The organism is Hydrogenophaga pseudoflava NBRC 102511, from assembly GCF_001592285.1.
GTDB classification, from domain to species: domain Bacteria; phylum Pseudomonadota; class Gammaproteobacteria; order Burkholderiales; family Burkholderiaceae_C; genus Hydrogenophaga; species Hydrogenophaga pseudoflava.
Genome location: NZ_BCWQ01000001.1, coordinates 244,140 through 263,722 on the forward strand (window position 1 = coordinate 244,140; position 19,583 = coordinate 263,722).

Genomic DNA, 19,583 nt, shown 5'->3' on the forward strand with positions numbered 1-19,583 from the left:
CACGCGAAAACGCCTGAGTTGGCTCGCCGGCTCGGGCGTTTTTCACTTTGATTTTTCAGAAAATTTTCGGATAAGGGGACGAGCAGAGCGAAGCTGTGTCATTCCAAGGGGCCTGCAACGGCGCAGGCCCGCTGGAATGGCATCGTGTTCTGCAGGTTTCCGGCTCCGGGCCGCGGGCGGCGCCACAGACGCCCATCCAACAGGAGAGACACATGACCATGTTCAACAAAGTCACCAAGACCTTCCAGTGGGGCCAGCACACGGTCCGGATGGAAACCGGCGAAATCGCCCGCCAGTCCAGCGGCGCCGTGCTGCTCGACATGGAAGGCACCGTGGTGCTGGCCACCGTCGTGGCCAAGAAGGACGCCAAGGCCGGCCAGGACTTTTTCCCCCTGACCGTCGACTACCTCGAAAAGTCCTACGCCGCCGGCAAGATTCCGGGCAGCTTCTTCAAGCGCGAAGGCCGCCCTTCCGAGTTTGAAACCCTGACCAGCCGTCTGATCGACCGCCCGATCCGCCCGCTGTTCCCGGACGGTTTCTTCAACGAAGTCCAGGTGGTCATCCACACCGTGTCGCTGAACCCGGAAGTGGACGCCGACATCGCCGCCATGATCGCCACCTCGGCGGCCCTGTCGATTTCCGGCATCCCGTTCAACGGCCCGATCGGTGCTGCGCGCGTGGGCTACATCAACGGCCAGTACGTGCTGAACCCCGGCCAGACCGAGCGCCAGAACAGCCAGATGGATCTGGTGGTGGCCGGCACCGAGGCCGCCGTGCTGATGGTCGAGTCCGAAGCCGAGCAACTGTCCGAAGAAATCATGCTGGGCGCCGTGGTGTTCGGCCACGAGCAGGGCAACATCGCCATCGCCGCCATCAACGAGCTGGTGCGCGACGCCGGTAAGCCCGAGTGGGACTGGCAGCCGCCGGCCAAGAACGAGCCGCTGATCGCCAAAGTCGAAACCCTGGGCAAGGCCAAGCTCGAAGCCGCTTACCAGATCCGCAACAAGCAGGCCCGCACCCAGGCCTGCCGCGAGGCCTATGCCGCCGTGATGGACGGCCTGAAGGCCGAGGGCGTGGAGTTCGACAGCGTGGCCGTCGAAGGTCTGCTGTTCAACATCGAAGCCGCCATCGTGCGTGGCCAGATCCTGGCTGGCGAGCCGCGCATCGACGGCCGCGACACGCGCACCGTGCGCGCCATCGAGATCCGCAACAGCGTGCTGCCGCGCACCCACGGCTCGGCTCTGTTCACCCGCGGTGAAACCCAGGCTCTGGTGATCGCCACGCTGGGCACCGACCGCGACGCGCAGCGCATCGACGCACTGTCAGGCGACTTCGAAGACCGCTTCATGCTGCACTACAACATGCCTCCGTTCGCCACCGGCGAAACCGGTCGCGTGGGCAGCCCCAAGCGCCGCGAAATCGGCCACGGCCGCCTGGCCAAGCGCGCGCTGATTGCCGCGCTTCCGACCAAGGAAGACTTCCCCTACACCATCCGTGTGGTGTCCGAAATCACCGAGTCCAACGGTTCTTCGTCGATGGCCTCCGTCTGCGGCGGCTGCTTGGCGCTGATGGACGCCGGCGTGCCGATGAAGGCGCACGTGGCCGGCATCGCCATGGGCCTGATCAAAGAAGGCAACCGCTTCGCGGTGCTGACCGACATCCTGGGGGACGAGGACCACCTCGGCGACATGGACTTCAAGGTGGCCGGCACGACCAACGGCATCACCGCCCTGCAGATGGACATCAAGATCCAGGGCATCACCAAGGAAATCATGCAGGTCGCCCTGGCTCAGGCCAAGGAAGCACGCATGCACATCCTGGGCAAGATGCAGGAAGCCATGGGCGAAGCGAAGACGGAAATCTCCAACTTCGCGCCGCGCCTGTACACCATGAAGATCAACCCGGAGAAGATCCGCGACGTGATCGGCAAGGGCGGCGCCACCATCCGTGCGCTGACCGAAGAGACCGGTACCCAGATCGACATCGGCGAAGACGGCACGATCACCATCGCGTCCACCGACGGTGCCAAGGCCGAGGAGGCCAAGCGCCGCATCGCCGAGATCACGGCCGAAGTGGAAGTGGGCAAGGTCTATGAAGGCCCGATCACCAAGATCCTGGACTTCGGTGCTCTGGTCAACCTGCTGCCCGGCAAGGACGGCTTGCTGCACATCAGCCAGATCGCCCACGAGCGCGTCGAGAAGGTCACGGACTACCTCAAGGAAGGCCAGATCGTGAAGGTCAAGGTGCTCGAGACCGACGAGAAGGGCCGCGTCAAGCTGTCCATGAAGGCGCTGCTGGACCGCAATGGCGGCGGCGAGCAGGCCCAGCAACAGCAACAGTAAGTCGCTGGGGCCAAGGCATGGAAGCGGTCGAGATCAGCGGCTTCGGTGCGCCCGAGGTCCTGCGCCTGACGGCGCGTCCGGCGCCGGTTGCGGGCGCGGGCGAGGTGCTGATTCGCGTGCGCGCCTCGGGCGTGAACCGCCCTGACGTGCTGCAGCGCAGCGGCTCCTATCCGCCGCCGCCGGGCGCTTCCGACCTGCCAGGTCTGGAGGTGGCCGGGGTCATCGAGTCGGGTGATGCCGATGCGATGGCGCAAGCGGGATTCAGGCTGGGCGATCGCGTCTGCGCGCTGGTGGCTGGCGGTGGCTATGCCCAGTACTGCGTTGCACCGGTCGGCCAGTGCTTGCCGGTCCCGGCCGGGTTCGACGACTTGCAGGCCGCGGCGCTGCCCGAGACCTTCTTCACCGTCTGGAGCAACGTGTTCGACCGTGGCCGCCTGCAGGCCGGCGAAACCCTGCTGGTGCAGGGTGGGACCAGCGGCATCGGTGTGACCGCGATCCAGCTGGCCAAGGCCTTTGGCGCCACCGTGATCGCCACGGCCGGCAGCGACGAGAAGTGCGCCGCCTGCCAGAACCTGGGTGCCGACCACGCCATCAACTACCGCACGCAGGACTTCTCGGCCGTGGCCAAGGAGCTGACGGGCGGGCAGGGCGTCAACGTGGTCCTCGACATGGTCGCAGGCGACTATGTGGCTCGTGAAGTCGAGTGCCTGGCCGAAGACGGCCGCCTGGTCATCATCGCGGTGCAGGGCGGCGTCAAGGCCGGATTCAACGCCGGTCTGGTGCTGCGTCGCCGGCTGGTGATCACCGGTTCCACGCTGCGGCCGCGCCCGGTGGCGTTCAAGGCCGCCATCGCCGCATCGCTGCGTGACAAGGTGTGGCCGCTGCTGGAGCAGGGCCGGGTCCAGCCCGTGATCCACAGCACCTTCCCAGCGGCTCGCGCCGCTGAGGCCCACGCATTGATGGAGTCCAACCAGCACATCGGGAAGATTGTGCTGACCTGGGCCTGATCCCCTTTCGGAGACTGAGATGAGCAAGAAACTGATCGCCGGCAACTGGAAGATGAACGGCAGTCTGGCAGCCAACGAGGCATTGGTTCAGGCCATGCTGGCGGGCATCGGTCAGCCGCCGGCCGAGGTCGCACTGTGCGCACCGGCACCCTACCTGGCCCAGTTGCAGGCGCTGCTGCAGGGCAGCCCGATTGCCTGGGGTTCGCAGGACGTGTCTGCTCACGAACAGGGGGCATACACCGGCGAGATCAGCGTGGCCATGCTCAAGGACTTTGGGTGTCGCTACGCCATCGTCGGCCACAGCGAGCGCCGCCAATACCACGGTGAGACCGACGAGATCGTGGCTGCCAAGGCGCAACGCGCTCTGTCGTCTGGCATCACGCCCATTGTGTGTGTCGGTGAAACCTTGGCCGAGCGGGAAGCGAACGAGACGGAGTCCGTGGTCAAGCGCCAGCTGGCAGCGGTGATCCACACCGTGGGTCATTGCATCACCGAAATCGTGGTGGCCTACGAGCCCGTGTGGGCCATCGGCACCGGAAAGACGGCCACGCCGGAAATGGCGCAGGCTGTGCACGCCGTCTTGCGGGCCCAGCTGGCCGCCGCGACCACGAACCCCAAGCGGGTGCACATTCTCTACGGTGGCAGCATGAATGCGGCCAACGCGGCCAGCCTGCTGGCTCAGCCCGATATTGATGGTGGCCTGATCGGTGGTGCATCGCTCAAGGCTGCAGACTTCCTGCAAATCGTCGCCGCGGCCGGCTGACGATCATCCCCCTCACGCATTTTCGGAGCAGACATGAACGTTTTGATGACCATCCTCCAGGCTGTCCAGATCCTTGCCGCCATCGGCATGATCGGCCTGATCCTCATGCAGCATGGCAAAGGCGCCGATGCCGGTGCCGCCTTCGGCGGTGGCGCGGGTTCGGCGAGCCTGTTTGGGGCCTCCGGAGGTGCCAACTTCCTCTCGCGCACCACCGCCGTGCTCGCAGGCGTCTTCCTGACCTGCACCTTGGGCCTGGCCTACTTCGGCAACCTTGTTCCGACGACGGCGCGATCTGGAAGCGTGTTGGAGAGCGTCGTTCCCGCGACGCAGATCCCGGCAGATTCAACTGCTCCGGCCGGTTCTTCCGCCGCGCCGGCAGAGACCCCGGCTGCACCGGCCACCGGCGCAGCGCAGATCCCTGGCAAGTAACTGCTGACAGGTGTGTGCGGCCGCTCTGGAGAGTGCATGGCGGCCGCCCCGAAAAAGCCCGGGAATTATCGAAAACCCGGATCGTTTCAGGGTAAACTCTATGGGTTGTCGAGAACGCTCACACCAGCCCTCGTGAGCCAGACAATGCAGACCCAGCCGACGTGGTGAAATTGGTAGACACGCTATCTTGAGGGGGTAGTGGCGAAAGCTGTGCGAGTTCGAGTCTCGCCGTCGGCACCAGACAAAGGCAGGCAGGGCCATCAGGCCCTGCGCATGGAACCGACCCACGATGAGTCTCGAACAATATCTCCCCGTGCTCTTGTTCATCCTGGTCGGTCTTGCCGTCGGCGTGATCCCCCAGGCCTTGGGCTACATCCTGGGGCCGAATCGGCCCGATCCCGAGAAGAATTCCCCCTACGAATGCGGCTTCGAGGCCTTCGAAGATGCGCGCATGAAGTTCGATGTCCGCTATTACCTGGTGGCCATCCTCTTCATTCTCTTTGATCTTGAAATCGCGTTCCTGATTCCCTGGGCGGTGGCGCTGACGGACATCGGTTCGACCGGCTTCTGGGTGGGCGTCATCTTCCTGATCGATCTGCTGGTCGGGTTTGTCTACGCCTGGAAGATTGGCGCCCTGGACTGGGAATGATGCGCCTGCGGGCGCTGTGGAGCACACATGATTGAAGGTGTCCTGAAAGAAGGCTTCATCACCACGAGCTACGACTCGGTGGTGAACTGGGCCAAGACTGGATCTCTCTGGCCTATGACCTTTGGTCTGGCCTGCTGCGCCGTGGAGATGATGCATGCCGCCGCAGCGCGATATGACATCGGTCGCTTTGGTGCAGAGGTGTTCCGGGCCAGCCCCCGTCAGTCCGATCTGATGATCGTGGCCGGCACCCTGTGCAACAAGATGGCGCCTGCTCTGCGCAAGGTGTACGACCAGATGGCCGAGCCTCGCTGGGTGTTGTCCATGGGGTCTTGTGCCAATGGTGGTGGCTACTACCACTACAGCTATTCCGTGGTGCGTGGCTGTGACCGCATCGTGCCGGTGGATGTCTATGTGCCAGGCTGCCCACCGACGGCCGAAGCGCTGATCTACGGGATCATCCAGCTGCAGCAGAAGATCCGTCGCACCAACACGATTGCCCGCGCCTGACCGGTGCCTGGACTGAGTCAGAAAGACGGCCCATGAGCGACACAGCCTACTCCACCCCTGTTGAGACCATTGCCGCCCAAGTGGAGCAACTGCTTGGCGAACGAGCAAGATCGGTCACTGTTGTCCGCGGCGAAGTTACCCTGGTGGTGGCGGCTGCCGAGTACCTTCAGGTCATGCAGACCTTGCGCGATGCGCCGCAAGCCCGCTTCGAGCAACTCATCGATCTGTGCGGTATCGATTACTCCACCTACGGCGACGGCCGGTGGGAGGGGCCCCGCTTTGCAGTGGTCGTCCATCTCCTGTCGGTGAGTCTCAACCAGAGGCTGCGCGTGCGTGTGTTCTGCTCGGAAGACGATTTTCCGGTGGTGGCATCGGTGTCCGGTCTCTGGTCGGCGGCCAACTGGTACGAGCGTGAGGCCTTCGACCTGTACGGCATCGTGTTCGAAGGCCACAACGACCTGCGCCGCATCCTGACCGACTATGGCTTCATCGGTCACCCCTTCCGCAAGGACTTTCCGCTGTCGGGTCATGTCGAGATGCGCTACGACGCCGAACGTCAGCGAGTGGTCTACGAGCCGGTGACGATCGAGCCTCGCGAAATCACACCCCGCGTGATCCGTGAAGACAACTACGGCGGGCTGCACTGATCATGGCTGAAATCAAGAACTACACACTGAACTTCGGTCCGCAGCACCCTGCAGCTCACGGCGTGCTGCGTCTGGTGCTGGAGCTCGACGGTGAGGTGGTGCAGCGTGCCGATCCGCACATCGGGTTGCTGCACCGCGCCACTGAGAAACTGGCCGAGCACAAGACCTTCATCCAGTCGCTGCCTTACATGGACCGTCTCGACTACGTGTCCATGATGTGCAACGAACATGCCTATTGCCTGGCCATCGAGAAGCTGCTGGGTATTGAAGTGCCGATCCGTGCGCAGTACATCCGGGTGATGTTCAGCGAGATCACCCGTCTGCTGAACCACCTGATGTGGCTCGGTTCGCACGGCAATGACTGCGGCAGTTCGACCATCCTGATCTACGCGTTCCGCGAGCGGGAAGACCTGTTCGACATGTACGAAGCGGTGTCGGGTGCGCGCATGCATGCGGCCTACTTCCGTCCGGGTGGTGTCTATCGCGATCTGCCGGACACCATGCCGCAGTACAGGCACAGCAAGATCCGCAACGCCAAGGCGATGGCTGAGTTGAACCAGAACCGCCAAGGCTCGTTGCTCGACTTCATCGACGACTTTACGCAGCGGTTTCCGACCTACCTGGCGGAGTACCACACTCTGCTGACCGACAACCGGATCTGGAAGCAGCGCACGGTTGGCATCGGTGTTGTCAGTCCGGAGCGTGCTCTCAACCTGGGCATGACCGGTCCCATGCTCCGCGGTTCCGGCATCGCCTGGGATCTGCGCAAGAAGCAACCGTACGACGTGTACGACCGGGTCGAGTTCGACATCCCGGTTGGCAAGACCGGTGACACCTACGACCGCTACCTCGTCCGAATGGAAGAGATGAAGCAGTCCAACCGCATCATCAAGCAGTGCGTGGACTGGTTGCGCGCCAATCCGGGCCCGGTCATCACCGACAACCACAAGGTGGCGCCTCCCTCGCGCGAAGCGATGAAGTCGAGCATGGAAGAGCTGATCCACCACTTCAAGCTCTTCACCGAAGGCTTCCACGTGCCCGAAGGTGAGGCCTATGCCGCCGTCGAGCACCCCAAGGGTGAGTTCGGCATCTACCTGGTGAGTGATGGCGCCAACAAGCCGTACCGGCTGAAGATCCGCGCCCCTGGTTTCACTCACCTGTCCACGCTGGACGAAATGGCCAAGGGCCACATGCTGGCCGATGCGGTGGCCATCATCGGCACGATGGACATCGTTTTTGGAGAGATTGACCGATGATCTCGACCCCCGCTAACCAAGGCCCTGTGACGGCCATGGAACTGTCCGAGGCCACCAAGGCCCGCTTCGCCCGCGAAGTGGCCAAGTACCCCACGGAGCAGGCCCAATCTGCCGTGATGGCGTGTCTGTCGATCGTGCAGCAGGAGCAAGGCTACGTCAGCCATGCTGCCGAGCAGGCGATTGCCGACTACCTGGGCATGCCGGTGATGGCCGTCCACGAGGTGACGACCTTCTACAACATGTACAACCAGCGGCCGGTGGGCAAGTACAAGCTCAACGTTTGCACCAACCTGCCGTGCCAGCTGCGCGAGGGGTACACCGCGCTGCACCACCTGGAAAAGAAGCTGGGCATCGCCATGGGCGAGACCACGGCGGACGGCCTGTTCACGCTCCAGCAGAGTGAATGCTTGGGCGCCTGTGCCGATTCGCCGGTGATGCTGGTGAACGACCGCCACATGTGCAGCTTCATGAGCAATGAGAAGCTCGATCAGCTGATCGATGGTCTCAGGGCCGCGGAGGGCAAACAATGAACGCCCAGCAAGTGCTTGCTCAGTTCGCTGCCACGGGCGTGCAGACCTGTTTCCATGGTCGCCACATTGAGCCTCAGATCTACAAGGACCTGAACGGCAGCAACTGGTCGCTCAAGGACTACGAGGCGCGCGGTGGCTACCAGGCCCTGCGCAAGGTGCTGGGCATGGATGGTTCCGCGCCGAATCCCGAGACCGGTGCCGTGGGCATGACGCAGGACCAGGTGATCGCGACCGTCAAGGAGTCCGCGCTGCGCGGCCGCGGGGGCGCCGGTTTCCCCTCGGGCCTGAAGTGGAGTTTCATGCCCCGCCAGTTCCCCGGGCAGAAGTACCTCGTGTGCAACTCGGACGAGGGCGAGCCGGGCACCTGCAAGGACCGCGACATCCTCATGTACAACCCGCACATCGTCATCGAAGGCATGGCGATCGCGGCGTACGCCATGGGCATCAGCGTGGGCTACAACTACATCCACGGCGAAATCTTCGAGGTGTATGAGCGTTTCGAAGCCGCCCTGGAAGAAGCCCGTGCCGCCGGTTACCTGGGCAACAACATCATGGGCTCGAACTACTCGTTCCAGCTCCATGCCCACCATGGTTTCGGTGCTTACATCTGCGGTGAAGAAACCGCGCTGCTCGAATCGCTGGAAGGCAAGAAGGGTCAGCCCCGCTTCAAGCCGCCGTTCCCGGCCAGCTTTGGTCTCTACGGCAAGCCGACCACCATCAACAACACCGAGACCTTCGCGGCGGTGCCCTGGATCATCCGCAATGGTGGCCAGTCCTACCTCGAATGCGGCAAGCCGAACAACGGCGGTACCAAGATCTTCTCGGTCAGCGGTGACGTGAACCTGCCGGGTAACTACGAAATCCCGATGGGCACGCCGTTCTCGAAGCTGCTGGAGCTGGCCGGTGGTGTGCGCACTGGCCGCCAGCTCAAGGCGGTGATTCCTGGCGGTTCGTCTTCGCCCGTGCTGCCGGCCCACATCATCATGGACTGCACGATGGACTACGACTCCATCAGCAAGGCCGGTTCCATGCTGGGGTCGGGTGCCGTGATCGTGATGGACGACACCCGCTGCATGGTCGAGTCGCTCAAGCGCCTGTCCTACTTCTACATGCACGAGTCCTGCGGTCAGTGCACACCCTGCCGCGAAGGCACGGGCTGGCTCTGGCGCCTGGTCGACAAGATCCAGCGCGGTGACGCCAAGCCGGCCGACATGGACCTGCTGGACAACGTGGCCGAGAACATCATGGGCCGCACGATCTGTGCACTGGGTGATGCAGCGGCCATGCCGGTGCGCGCCATGCTCAAACACTTCCGTCACGAGTTCGCGGCCATGATCAAGGCCGACACCGCGACCTCTGCCTGATCCGGAACACAACATGGTTGAAATCGAACTCGACGGCCAGAAGGTCGAAGTGCCCCCGGGCAGCATGGTCATGCATGCGGCCGAGAAGGCAGGCACCTACATCCCGCACTTCTGCTACCACAAGAAGCTCTCCATCGCCGCCAGTTGCCGCATGTGTCTGGTAGAAGTGGAGAAGGCTCCCAAACCCATGCCCGCCTGCGCCACGCCGGTGACCATGGGCATGATCGTGCGCACCAAGTCCGACAAGGCCATCAAGGCCCAGAAGTCGGTGATGGAGTTCCTGCTGATCAACCACCCGCTGGATTGCCCGATCTGCGATCAGGGCGGCGAGTGCCAGTTGCAGGACCTGGCCGTGGGCTACGGTGGTGGTGCCTCTCGCTACGAAGAAGAGAAGCGCGTGGTATTCCACAAGAATGTCGGTCCGCTGATCTCCATGGAGGAGATGAGCCGCTGCATCCACTGCACCCGCTGCGTGCGTTTCGGCCAGGAGATCGCCGGCGTGATGGAGCTGGGCATGTCCAACCGCGGAGAGCACGCCGAGATCGAGACGTTTGTTGGCCAGTCGGTGGATTCCGAACTCTCGGGCAACATGATCGACATCTGCCCGGTTGGTGCGCTCACCAGCAAGCCCTTCCGCTACAGCGCACGCACCTGGGAACTCTCGCGGCGCAAGAGCGTGAGCCCGCACGACTCGACGGGTGCCAACCTGATCGTTCAGGTGAAGAACCACCAGGTGATGCGCGTGGTCCCGCTGGAGAACGACGCCGTCAACGAATGCTGGATCGCCGATCGCGACCGCTTCTCGTACGAGGCCCTCAATGGTGACGACCGCCTGACCCAGCCCATGCTCAAGCAAGGTGGCGAATGGCAGACCGTGGACTGGCAGACCGCGCTGGAGTATGTGGCCAACGGTCTCAAGTGCGTCAAGGACAAGCATGGCGCTGCAGCGATCGGTCTGCTGGCCAGTCCGCACAGCACGGTTGAAGAACTGTCTCTGGCCGGTGCCCTGGTGCGTGGCCTGGGCAGCGAAAACATCGACAGCCGTCTGCGCCATGCCGATTTCGGCAACGCTGCGCCGGCCGGTCAGGCCCGCTGGCTCGGGCGTCCGATTGCTGAGTTGTCGCAGTTGCAGCGCGTGCTGGTCGTGGGCTCCAACCTGCGCAAGGACCATCCGCTGTTTGCCCAGCGCATCCGCCAGGCGGCCCGCAAGGGATGTCAGGTCAATGTGCTGGCGGCACAGGCCCCTGACTGGGCGATGTCGCTGAAGAACGTGTTGCTCGCCGACAGCAGTGTCTGGGTCAGTGCTCTGGCCGGAGTCGCCGCCGCTGTTGCTGCGGAAGCCGGCGTGCAGCCGCCGGTCGCGGGCAGCATCACCGACGAGGCCCGCGCGGTGGCTAAGTCCCTGCTGGGGGGCGACCAGAAGGCCGTCCTTCTGGGCAACGCCGCTGCCCACCACGAAAAGGCCTCCAGCCTGCTGGCACTCGCCAACTGGATTGCTCAGCAAACGGGCGCCTCGGTGGGCTACCTCACCGAAGCTGCCAACACCGTCGGTGCGCAGCTGGTGCGCGCCGTGCCAGGGCAGGGTGGCCTCAACGCCACGCAGATGCTCGGTGGCCAGCTGAAGGCCGCCATTCTCCTGAACACGGAGCCGGCCTTTGACAGCGCCAAGGGTGCCGAAGGACTGAAGTCCGCCGACATGGTGGTCACGCTCAGCCCTTTCAAAGCCAATATGGACATCAGCGACGTGTTGCTACCCATTGCGCCTTTCACGGAGACCTCCGGGTCCTTCGTCAACGCCGAAGGCCGGTTGCAGAGTTTCCATGCGGTGGTGCGTCCGCTGGGCGACACGCGCCCGGCATGGAAGGTGCTGCGTGTGCTGGGCAATCTCATGGGTTTGCCCGGGTTCGATGCCGACACCTCGCAAGCGGTGCTGGCCGCTGCCCTGCCAGGTGTGGCGGGTGGATCGCTGATGGCGGCCTCTCGTCTCAGCAATAGCGATGCCGGTGTGGGACCTGCTGCTGCCGACCATTCGCCGGCCCATACCGCTCCCTGTGTGGCGCCGATCTACCAGCTCGACGGGCTGGTGCGCCGCGCCACCTCGCTGCAACTCACGAGCGACGCCCGAGGAGCCCGCGCATGATCGACGCGATGTACAACGGAGGCCTTGGCCTCATCAACGCCTCCTGGTGGACCACGGCGGCCTGGCCGGTCATCTGGAGCCTGCTCAAGATCGTTGCTGTCGTCGCCCCGCTGATGGGGGCCGTGGCTTACCTGACCCTGTGGGAGCGCAAGCTGCTGGGTTTCATGCAGGTTCGCTTTGGCCCGAACCGCGTCGGCCCTGCCGGGCTGCTTCAGCCGATCGCCGATGCGGTCAAGCTGCTCACCAAGGAGTTGATCAGCCCCACCGCCGCCAGCAACGGGCTGTTTCGCCTGGGTCCCCTCATGGCCATCATGCCGGCGCTCGCCGCGTGGGTGGTGGTGCCGTTCGGTCCCGAGGCAGTGATCGCCAACATCAACGCCGGCCTGCTGGTCATCCTGGCCATCACCTCGATCGAGGTGTACGGCGTGATCATTGCCGGCTGGGCCTCGAACTCCAAGTACGCCTTCCTGGGCGCGCTGCGCGCCTCTGCCCAGATGGTGAGCTATGAAATCGCCATCGGCTTCTGCTTCCTGGTGGTCGTGATGACCGCGGGCAGCTTGAGCCTGGGCGACATCGTTGCGTCGCAGGCCAAGGGCCACGGTGTGAACATGGGGCTGGACTTCCTGTCTTGGAACTGGCTCCCGCTGCTGCCCATTTTTATGGTCTACCTGATTTCGGGCGTGGCCGAAACCAACCGGCACCCGTTTGACGTGGTCGAGGGCGAAGCAGAAATCGTGGCCGGCCACATGGTCGAGTACTCAGGCATGGGCTTTGCGATCTTCTTCCTGGCCGAGTACGCCAGCATGTGGCTGGTGTCCATCCTGGCGGTGCTGATGTTCCTCGGCGGCTGGCTGCCCCCGATCGACAGCGCCCTGTTCAACTGGATTCCAGGCTGGATCTGGCTGGGTGCCAAGACCTTCTTCGTGGTGTCCCTGTTCATCTGGATCCGCGCCACTTTCCCCCGTTTCCGCTACGACCAGATCATGCGTCTGGGCTGGAAGATTTTCATTCCCGTCACGCTGGTCTGGCTGCTGCTCGTCGGCGGCCTGATGCAGACCTCGTGGAATCTCTGGAAATAAGCAAGGCGATCGATCATGTCCACCTCCGCCGTTGCCCCCTTTTCGCTGAGCGACTTTTTCAAGAGCTTCATGTTGCTGGAGCTCTTCAAGGGCATGGCCCTGACGGGCCGCTACGCCCTGCGTCGCAAGGTCACGGTCCAGTTCCCCGAAGAGAAAACTCCGCTGTCTCCTCGTTTCCGCGGTCTCCATGCCCAGCGCCGTTACGAGAACGGCGAAGAGCGCTGCATCGCCTGCAAGCTGTGCGAGGCCGTCTGCCCCGCCATGGCCATCACCATCGAAGCGGGTGAACGCGAAGACGGGACCCGCCGCACCACCCGGTACGACATTGATCTGACCAAGTGCATTTTCTGCGGTTTCTGCGAAGAGGCCTGTCCGGTCGATGCCATCGTCGAGACCCAGATTCTTGAGTACCACGGCGAAAAACGCGGTGACCTGTACTTCACCAAAGAAATGCTGCTGGCTGTCGGAGACCGCTACGAGCCCGAGATCGCCGCAGCCAAGGCCGCGGACGCCAAGTACCGCTGAGCCGGCGAAAGACAAGACCATGGACTACCAGACCGGCTTTTTCTATTTGTTCGCGGCGGTGATGCTCTTCGCCGCCTACCGTGTCATCACGGCGCGCAACCCAGTGCACGCCGTGCTGTTCCTGATGCTGGCGTTCTCCCAGGCCTCTGGCCTGTGGCTGCTGCTCAAGGCCGAGTTCCTCGGGCTGACACTGGTGCTCGTGTACCTGGGCGCGGTCATGGTGCTGTTCCTGTTCGTCGTCATGATGCTGGACATCAAGCTCGACGGAGACCGTTGGGGCTTCTGGCAGAACTTCCCCTTGGCCGCCACGCTGGGGGCACTGGTGGCCGCCGAGCTGATTGCCGTGCTGTGGGTTGGCTTTCCGAACATGGTGGCACCGGTGGCGGTACAGGCCGCCGAGGTGTCGAACACGAAGGCCCTTGGCACGCTGATGTACACCGAGTACCTGTACCCGGTCGAGATTGCCGCGGTGATACTGCTGGTGGCCATGTTCGCGGCCATCGCGCTCACGCTGCGCAAGCGCAAGGACAGCAAGGCCATTGATCCGGGACTGCAGGTTCGCGTGCGGGCTTCAGACCGTCTGGTGGTCGTGCCCATGGCTGCAACCAAAACACATGCTGCCGCCAGCGCAGTTGCCGCGGAGGAGGGCAAAGCATGAGCTTCACCAGTCTGTCACTCGGTCACTTTCTTTCGGTGGGTGCGATCCTGTTCGCGTTGTCCGTCATCGGCATCTTCCTGAACCGCAAGAACATCATCGTGTTGTTGATGGCCATTGAGCTGATGTTGCTGGCGGTCAACATGAACTTTGTAGCCTTCTCCCACTACCTTGGAGATCTCCACGGGCAGGTGTTTGTGTTCTTCATCCTGACGGTGGCCGCCGCCGAGTCGGCCATTGGCCTGGCCATTCTGGTGCTGTTGTTCCGCAGCAAGTCCACCGTCAGCGCCGAAGAACTCAACACCCTCAAGGGTTAAGAACATGAGCACCACCCTTTCCGCAACGACCCTACTGGCCGTGCCACTGGCGCCGCTGGTCGGCTCGGCCCTCGCTGGCATTCTGGGCACCACGTTTGGCGGCAACCTGATCGGCCGCCGCGCCTCGCACTCTCTGACGATTCTGGGTGTGCTGGTGGCATTCATCATTTCGGCCATGACACTCAAGAGCGTGGCGCTGGACGGCGCCCGCTTCAACGCAACCATCTACGAATGGATGGTGGTCGGTGGCCTCAAGATGGAGATCGGTTTTCTCGTCGACGGCCTGACCGCCATGATGATGTGTGTGGTGACCTTCGTCTCGCTGATGGTCCATCTCTACACCATCGGCTACATGGAAGAGGATGCTGGCTACAACCGCTTCTTCGCCTACATCTCGCTCTTCACCTTCTCCATGCTGATGCTGGTGATGAGCAACAACCTGCTGCAGCTATTTTTTGGCTGGGAAGCGGTGGGTCTGGTGTCGTACCTGCTGATTGGCTTCTGGTTCAACAAGCCGACGGCCATCTTCGCCAACATGAAGGCTTTCCTGGTCAACCGCGTCGGCGACTTCGGCTTCATCCTGGGCATCGGCCTGATCGTGGCCTACGGCGGCTCGCTGAACTACAGCGAGGTGTTCGCCAAGGCGCCCGAACTGGCCAAGCTGGGCTTCCCCGGCACCGACTGGATGCTGGTCACCGTCATCTGCATCTGCCTGTTCATCGGTGCCATGGGCAAGTCGGCCCAGTTCCCGCTGCACGTCTGGCTGCCGGATTCGATGGAGGGTCCGACGCCTATTTCCGCGCTGATCCACGCCGCCACCATGGTGACGGCTGGCATCTTCATGGTCTCGCGCATGTCGCCCCTGTTCGAGCTGTCGGACACCGCGCTGAACTTCATCATGGTGATCGGCGCCATCACGGCGCTGTTCATGGGTTTCCTGGGCATCATCCAGAACGACATCAAGCGTGTCGTGGCGTATTCCACACTCTCGCAGTTGGGTTACATGACCGTGGCGCTCGGTGCCTCGGCTTACTCGGTGGCCGTGTTCCACCTGATGACCCACGCCTTCTTCAAGGCCCTGCTGTTCCTTGCGGCCGGTTCGGTGATCATGGGGCTGCACCACAACCAGGACATTCGCTGGATGGGCGGCGTGCGCAAGTACATGCCCATCACCTGGATCACCTCGCTGCTGGGGACCCTGGCCCTGATCGGCACACCGCTGTTCGCCGGTTTCTACTCCAAGGACGCGATCATCGAGGCGGTGCATTTCAGCAACCTGCCGGCCGCTGGTTTCGCACACTTTGCCGTGCTGGCAGGTGTGTTCGTGACCTCGTTCTACTCGTTCCGTCTGTACTTCCTGGTGTTCCACGGCAAGGAGCGCTACGACCAGAATCCGGACGCCCACCATGGGCACGACGACCACCACGACGACCATGGTCACCACGGTGATGGCAAGCCGCACGAAACCCCATGGGTGGTGACCGTGCCTTTGTTGCTGCTGGCCATTCCTTCTGTGGTGATCGGTTTCATGACCATCCAGCCGATGCTGTTTGGTGACTTCCTCAAGGACGCCATCACGATCAACTCGGCCGCTCACCCGGCGGTGGCGAAGTTCGCCGAAGAGTTCCACGGACCTCTGGCCATGGCCCTGCACGCCTTCTCCACCGCACCGTTCTGGCTGGCGCTCGCAGGAGCCGTGACGGCTTGGTACATGTACCTGGTCAACCCCGCGGTTCCTGCCGCCATCGGCCGTGCGCTCAAACCGATCATCTCCATTCTGGAGAACAAGTACTACATGGACTGGTTCAACGAAAACGTGCTGGCCCGTGGTGCGCGTGCACTGGGCACGGGTCTCTGGAAGGGCGGCGACCAGGGTGTGATCGAGACCGGTGTGGTCAACGCCAGTTGGAAGATTGTGGGCGGCTTCTCGTCGGTGGTCCGTGGTTTTCAGAGCGGTTACCTCTACCACTATGCGCTGTTGATGATCGTGGGCGTGTTTCTGTTCATGACGTATTTTGTGTGGCTCGCCAAATAAGGAGAACAAGAAGATGGGTTTGCTGAGCCTCGCGATCTGGGCACCAATCCTTTTTGGTGTCGTGTTGCTGGCACTGGGTCGGGATGACCAGGCCAATGTGGTCCGCTGGATCGCGCTGCTGGGGGCGCTGGTCTCGCTGGCGGTGACGATTCCTCTCTACACCGGCTTCGAGCTGGGTACGGCTGCGATGCAGTTCGTGGAGAAGATGCCCTGGATTGAGCGCTTCAACATCCACTACCACCTGGGCGTGGACGGCATCTCCCTTTGGCTGGTGTTGCTGACCGCGTTCATCACGGTGATCGTGGTGTTGGCCGGCTGGGAGGTGATCACCGAGCGCGTGAACCAGTACATGGGCGCGTTCCTGATCCTCTCAGGTCTGATGATCGGCGTGTTCTCAGCGCTGGACGGCATGCTGTTCTATGTGTTCTTCGAGGCCACACTCATCCCGATGTACCTGATCATCGGCATCTGGGGCGGTCCCAACAAGATCTACGCCGCCTTCAAGTTCTTCCTGTACACGCTGATGGGTTCGCTGCTGATGCTGGTGGCCCTGATCTACCTGTACAACCAGTCGGGTGGCAGTTTCGACCTCGCGGCCTGGCACAAGCTGCCGCTGGGCAGCACCGCCCAGACCCTCCTGTTCTTCGCCTTCTTTGCCGCCTTCGCGGTAAAGGTGCCGATGTGGCCGGTGCACACCTGGCTGCCCGACGTGCACGTCGAGGCGCCCACCGGTGGCTCGGCCGTGCTGGCCGCCATCATGCTCAAGCTGGGTGCCTATGGCTTCCTGCGTTTTTCCCTGCCCATCCTGCCCGATGCCTCCCACCAGTGGGCCTGGCTGATCATCACCCTGTCGCTGGTGGCCGTGATTTACGTTGGCCTGGTGGCCATGGTGCAGAAGGACATGAAGAAGCTGGTGGCCTACTCGTCGGTGGCCCACATGGGCTTCGTGACGCTGGGCTTCTTCGTCTTCAGCGACATGGGCGTGTCCGGCGCCATCGTTCAGATGATTGCCCACGGCTTCGTCTCGGCCGCCATGTTCTTGTCGATCGGTGTGCTGTACGACCGCGTGCACTCGCGCAACATCGCCGACTACGGCGGTGTGGTCAACACCATGCCCAACTTCGCCGCGTTCGCGCTGTTGTTCACCATGGCCAATTGCGGTCTTCCGGGCACTGCGGGCTTCGTGGGCGAGTGGATGGTGATTCTGGCGGCGGTGAAGGCCAACTTCTGGATCGGTGCCGCCGCGGCATCGGCCTTGATCTTCGGCGCAGCCTACTCGCTCTGGATGTACAAGCGCGTGTACCTGGGTTCGGTGGGCAACCACCATGTCAAGGAACTCACCGACATCGGTCGCCGCGAGTTCCTGATCATGGCGCTGCTGGCCATCGCTGTGCTGTACATGGGCGTGCATCCGAAGCCGTTCACCGACGTGATGGATGCGTCCGTGGCCGAGCTGCTGCGCCATGTCGCCATCTCCAAGCTGCCCTGAACGCTGCCTGAGCAAACACACGAACGAGTCTTCACATGATTGATCAACTCAGCTTGGTGGCGGTCTACCCCGAGATTTTCTTGCTGGTGATGACCTGCGTGATTTCGCTGGTCGACCTGACCGTCAAGTCGCCGACCCGTCGCCCCACCTATCTGCTCACCCTGCTCACGCTGGCCTGTGTGGCCTTCCTGCAGGGCAAGAATGCCTTGGCCGGCCACTCGATCAGCGGTTTCGGCGGCATGATCGTGAGCGATCCGATGGGCCTGTGGCTCAAGTGTTTTGCCGCCATCGCCATGTTCGTGACGCTGGTCTATGGCCGCGACTACGCCTCCAGCCGCGACATGCTGCGTGCGGGCGACCTGTTCACGCTGTCGCTGTACGCGCTGCTGGGCATGTTCGTGATGATCTCCGGCCACAACTTCCTGGTGATCTATCTGGGCCTGGAGCTGTTGACCCTGTCGAGCTATGCCCTGGTGGCCCTGCGCCGAGACGATGGCAAGGCCATCGAGGCGGCCATGAAGTACTTCGTGCTGGGTGCGCTGGCCAGCGGTTTCCTGCTGTATGGCTTGTCGCTGGTCTACGGCGCCACCGCCTCGCTGGATGTGGCCGAGGTGATGAAGGCCATTGCCGGTGGCCCTGAAACCCTCAAAGGTTCACCGCAGGTGCTGATGCTGGGCCTGGTGTTCGTGGTCGCAGGTCTGGCGTTCAAGCTGGGTGTGGTGCCCTTCCACATGTGGGTGCCGGACGTGTACCACGGCGCTCCCACCGCGATCACGCTGATGGTGGGTGGTGCGCCGAAGCTGGCCGCCTTTGCCATCGTGATCCGCCTGCTGGTCGAAGGCTTGGCACCGCTGGCAGTGGACTGGCAGCAGATGCTGGCGGTGCTCGCCGTGGCTTCTCTGCTTATCGGCAACCTGGCGGCCATCGCCCAGACCAACCTCAAGCGCATGCTGGCGTTCTCCACGATCGCCCAGATGGGCTTCATGCTGCTGGGCCTGCTGGCCGGTGTGGTGCATGGGGACAAGGGGTTGGACACGGGCAACATGGTCAATGCCTACAGCGCCACGATGTTCTATGTCATCACCTACGTGCTGACCACCCTGGGCACCTTCGGCGTCATCCTGCTGCTTTCTCGCGACGGCTTCGAGTCCGATGAGATCGCCGATCTGGCCGGCCTGAACCAGCGCAGCCCGCTCTATGCGGGTGTGATGGCCGTGTGCATGTTCTCTCTGGCCGGTGTGCCGCCGCTGGTGGGCTTCTACGCCAAACTGTCGGTGCTGCAGGCCCTGCTGGCCTCGTCGCAGCCGGTCTACATCGGTCTGGCGGTGTTCGCCGTCGTGATGTCGCTCATCGGCGCCTTCTACTACCTGCGCCTGGTCAAGGTCATGTACTTCGATGCGCCCACGCAGACCGCTGGCATCACCGCCGGCATGGACGTGCGCTCGGTGCTGTCGGTCAACGGTGCGCTGGTTTTGGTGCTTGGCGTGGTCCCGGGTGGGCTGATGGCCCTGTGCGCGCAGGCCATCGCCTCACTTCTCGCGTGAGCGCGTCGGTTTCTGTCTGGCTGGTGCTGCTGGCGGCCGTACTGGCCGCCAACCTGCCGTTTATCAACCAGCGCTGGCTGGGGGTGGTGCCGCGTTCGACTCCCAAGTCCCTGGGCATTCACCTGCTGGAGCTGGTGATCTGCTATGGCCTTGTGGGGGCGCTCGGCTTGGCGCTTGAAAAGGCCGACGGCCAGATCTACCCCCAGGGCTGGGAGTTCTACGCCACCACTGGCGCACTGTTCCTCACGCTGGCCTTCCCGGGCTTTGTCTACCGCTACCTGTACAAGCGCCACGGCTGAGGACGC

The 19,583-nt window shown here is 63.0% G+C and carries 19 protein-coding genes and 1 tRNA gene; all 20 read left to right on the forward strand.

Going from position 1 to position 19,583, the window contains the following annotated elements; all coding sequences use genetic code 11:
• Nucleotides 1–212: 212 nt before the first annotated feature.
• The 20 genes from pnp (at nucleotide 213) to HPS01S_RS01345 (ending at nucleotide 19,577) form a co-directional block, all read left to right on the forward strand.
• The gene (gene pnp / locus HPS01S_RS01250) at nucleotides 213–2,342 is read left to right on the forward strand and encodes a polyribonucleotide nucleotidyltransferase (RefSeq protein ID WP_066150051.1); all 2,130 of its coding nucleotides are present in this window, start codon (nucleotides 213–215) and stop codon (nucleotides 2,340–2,342) included.
• 17 nt (nucleotides 2,343–2,359) lie between these two features.
• A complete protein-coding gene (locus HPS01S_RS01255) occupies nucleotides 2,360–3,349 on the forward strand; it encodes an NAD(P)H-quinone oxidoreductase (protein ID WP_066150054.1) in 990 nt (329 codons plus the stop codon).
• 19 nt (nucleotides 3,350–3,368) lie between these two features.
• Nucleotides 3,369–4,112 (forward strand): triose-phosphate isomerase, encoded by a 744-nt coding sequence (gene tpiA / locus HPS01S_RS01260; RefSeq protein WP_066150057.1) that lies wholly within the window; start codon nucleotides 3,369–3,371, stop codon nucleotides 4,110–4,112.
• Nucleotides 4,113–4,145: 33 nt separating this feature from the next.
• Nucleotides 4,146–4,541, forward strand: coding sequence for a preprotein translocase subunit SecG (gene secG / locus HPS01S_RS01265; protein WP_066150060.1), 396 nt, complete (start codon nucleotides 4,146–4,148; stop codon nucleotides 4,539–4,541).
• A gap of 155 nt (nucleotides 4,542–4,696) precedes the next feature.
• A tRNA-Leu gene (locus HPS01S_RS01270) sits at nucleotides 4,697–4,781 on the forward strand.
• 49 nt (nucleotides 4,782–4,830) lie between these two features.
• On the forward strand, nucleotides 4,831–5,190 hold the full coding sequence (locus tag HPS01S_RS01275) for an NADH-quinone oxidoreductase subunit A (RefSeq protein WP_066150062.1): 360 nt from the start codon (nucleotides 4,831–4,833) through the stop codon (nucleotides 5,188–5,190).
• A 27-nt stretch (nucleotides 5,191–5,217) separates the two neighbouring features.
• Nucleotides 5,218–5,697, forward strand: a complete 480-nt coding sequence (locus tag HPS01S_RS01280; protein ID WP_066150065.1) for a NuoB/complex I 20 kDa subunit family protein — start codon at nucleotides 5,218–5,220, stop codon at nucleotides 5,695–5,697.
• A gap of 32 nt (nucleotides 5,698–5,729) precedes the next feature.
• On the forward strand, nucleotides 5,730–6,344 hold the full coding sequence (locus HPS01S_RS01285; protein WP_066150067.1) for an NADH-quinone oxidoreductase subunit C: 615 nt from the start codon (nucleotides 5,730–5,732) through the stop codon (nucleotides 6,342–6,344).
• Nucleotides 6,345–6,346: 2 nt separating this feature from the next.
• On the forward strand, nucleotides 6,347–7,600 hold the full coding sequence (locus HPS01S_RS01290; RefSeq protein ID WP_066150070.1) for an NADH-quinone oxidoreductase subunit D: 1,254 nt from the start codon (nucleotides 6,347–6,349) through the stop codon (nucleotides 7,598–7,600).
• Between the two features lie 35 nt (nucleotides 7,601–7,635).
• Nucleotides 7,636–8,130: an NADH-quinone oxidoreductase subunit NuoE gene (gene nuoE / locus HPS01S_RS01295; RefSeq protein WP_066150074.1), complete on the forward strand. Its 495-nt coding sequence runs from the start codon at nucleotides 7,636–7,638 to the stop codon at nucleotides 8,128–8,130.
• Entirely contained in the window at nucleotides 8,127–9,494 is a 1,368-nt protein-coding gene (nuoF, locus tag HPS01S_RS01300) for an NADH-quinone oxidoreductase subunit NuoF (RefSeq protein WP_066150077.1), read from the forward strand. The genes nuoE and nuoF overlap by 4 nt, the downstream gene beginning before the upstream one ends.
• 13 nt (nucleotides 9,495–9,507) lie before the next feature.
• A complete protein-coding gene (nuoG, locus tag HPS01S_RS01305; RefSeq protein ID WP_066150080.1) occupies nucleotides 9,508–11,634 on the forward strand; it encodes an NADH-quinone oxidoreductase subunit NuoG in 2,127 nt (708 codons plus the stop codon).
• Nucleotides 11,631–12,713, forward strand: coding sequence for an NADH-quinone oxidoreductase subunit NuoH (gene nuoH / locus HPS01S_RS01310; protein WP_066150083.1), 1,083 nt, complete (start codon nucleotides 11,631–11,633; stop codon nucleotides 12,711–12,713). Before nuoG ends, nuoH begins: the two co-directional genes overlap by 4 nt.
• 15 nt (nucleotides 12,714–12,728) lie before the next feature.
• Nucleotides 12,729–13,238: an NADH-quinone oxidoreductase subunit NuoI gene (nuoI, locus tag HPS01S_RS01315; protein WP_066150086.1), complete on the forward strand. Its 510-nt coding sequence runs from the start codon at nucleotides 12,729–12,731 to the stop codon at nucleotides 13,236–13,238.
• Nucleotides 13,239–13,257: 19 nt separating this feature from the next.
• Nucleotides 13,258–13,896 carry an NADH-quinone oxidoreductase subunit J gene (locus tag HPS01S_RS01320; protein WP_066150089.1) on the forward strand — a complete coding sequence of 213 codons (639 nt, stop codon included), beginning with the start codon at nucleotides 13,258–13,260 and terminating at the stop codon, nucleotides 13,894–13,896.
• Complete coding sequence (gene nuoK / locus HPS01S_RS01325; protein WP_066150092.1) at nucleotides 13,893–14,210, forward strand: NADH-quinone oxidoreductase subunit NuoK; 318 nt, start codon at nucleotides 13,893–13,895, stop codon at nucleotides 14,208–14,210. The genes HPS01S_RS01320 and nuoK overlap by 4 nt, the downstream gene beginning before the upstream one ends.
• Nucleotides 14,211–14,214: 4 nt before the next feature.
• Nucleotides 14,215–16,245, forward strand: coding sequence for an NADH-quinone oxidoreductase subunit L (gene nuoL / locus HPS01S_RS01330; protein WP_066150095.1), 2,031 nt, complete (start codon nucleotides 14,215–14,217; stop codon nucleotides 16,243–16,245).
• Nucleotides 16,246–16,258: 13 nt separating this feature from the next.
• Entirely contained in the window at nucleotides 16,259–17,734 is a 1,476-nt protein-coding gene (locus tag HPS01S_RS01335; protein WP_066150098.1) for an NADH-quinone oxidoreductase subunit M, read from the forward strand.
• A gap of 35 nt (nucleotides 17,735–17,769) precedes the next feature.
• Nucleotides 17,770–19,278, forward strand: a complete 1,509-nt coding sequence (nuoN, locus tag HPS01S_RS01340) for an NADH-quinone oxidoreductase subunit NuoN (RefSeq protein ID WP_066150102.1) — start codon at nucleotides 17,770–17,772, stop codon at nucleotides 19,276–19,278.
• Entirely contained in the window at nucleotides 19,275–19,577 is a 303-nt protein-coding gene (locus HPS01S_RS01345; RefSeq protein WP_066150105.1) for a DUF2818 family protein, read from the forward strand. The genes nuoN and HPS01S_RS01345 overlap by 4 nt, the downstream gene beginning before the upstream one ends.
• Nucleotides 19,578–19,583: the final 6 nt, after the last annotated feature.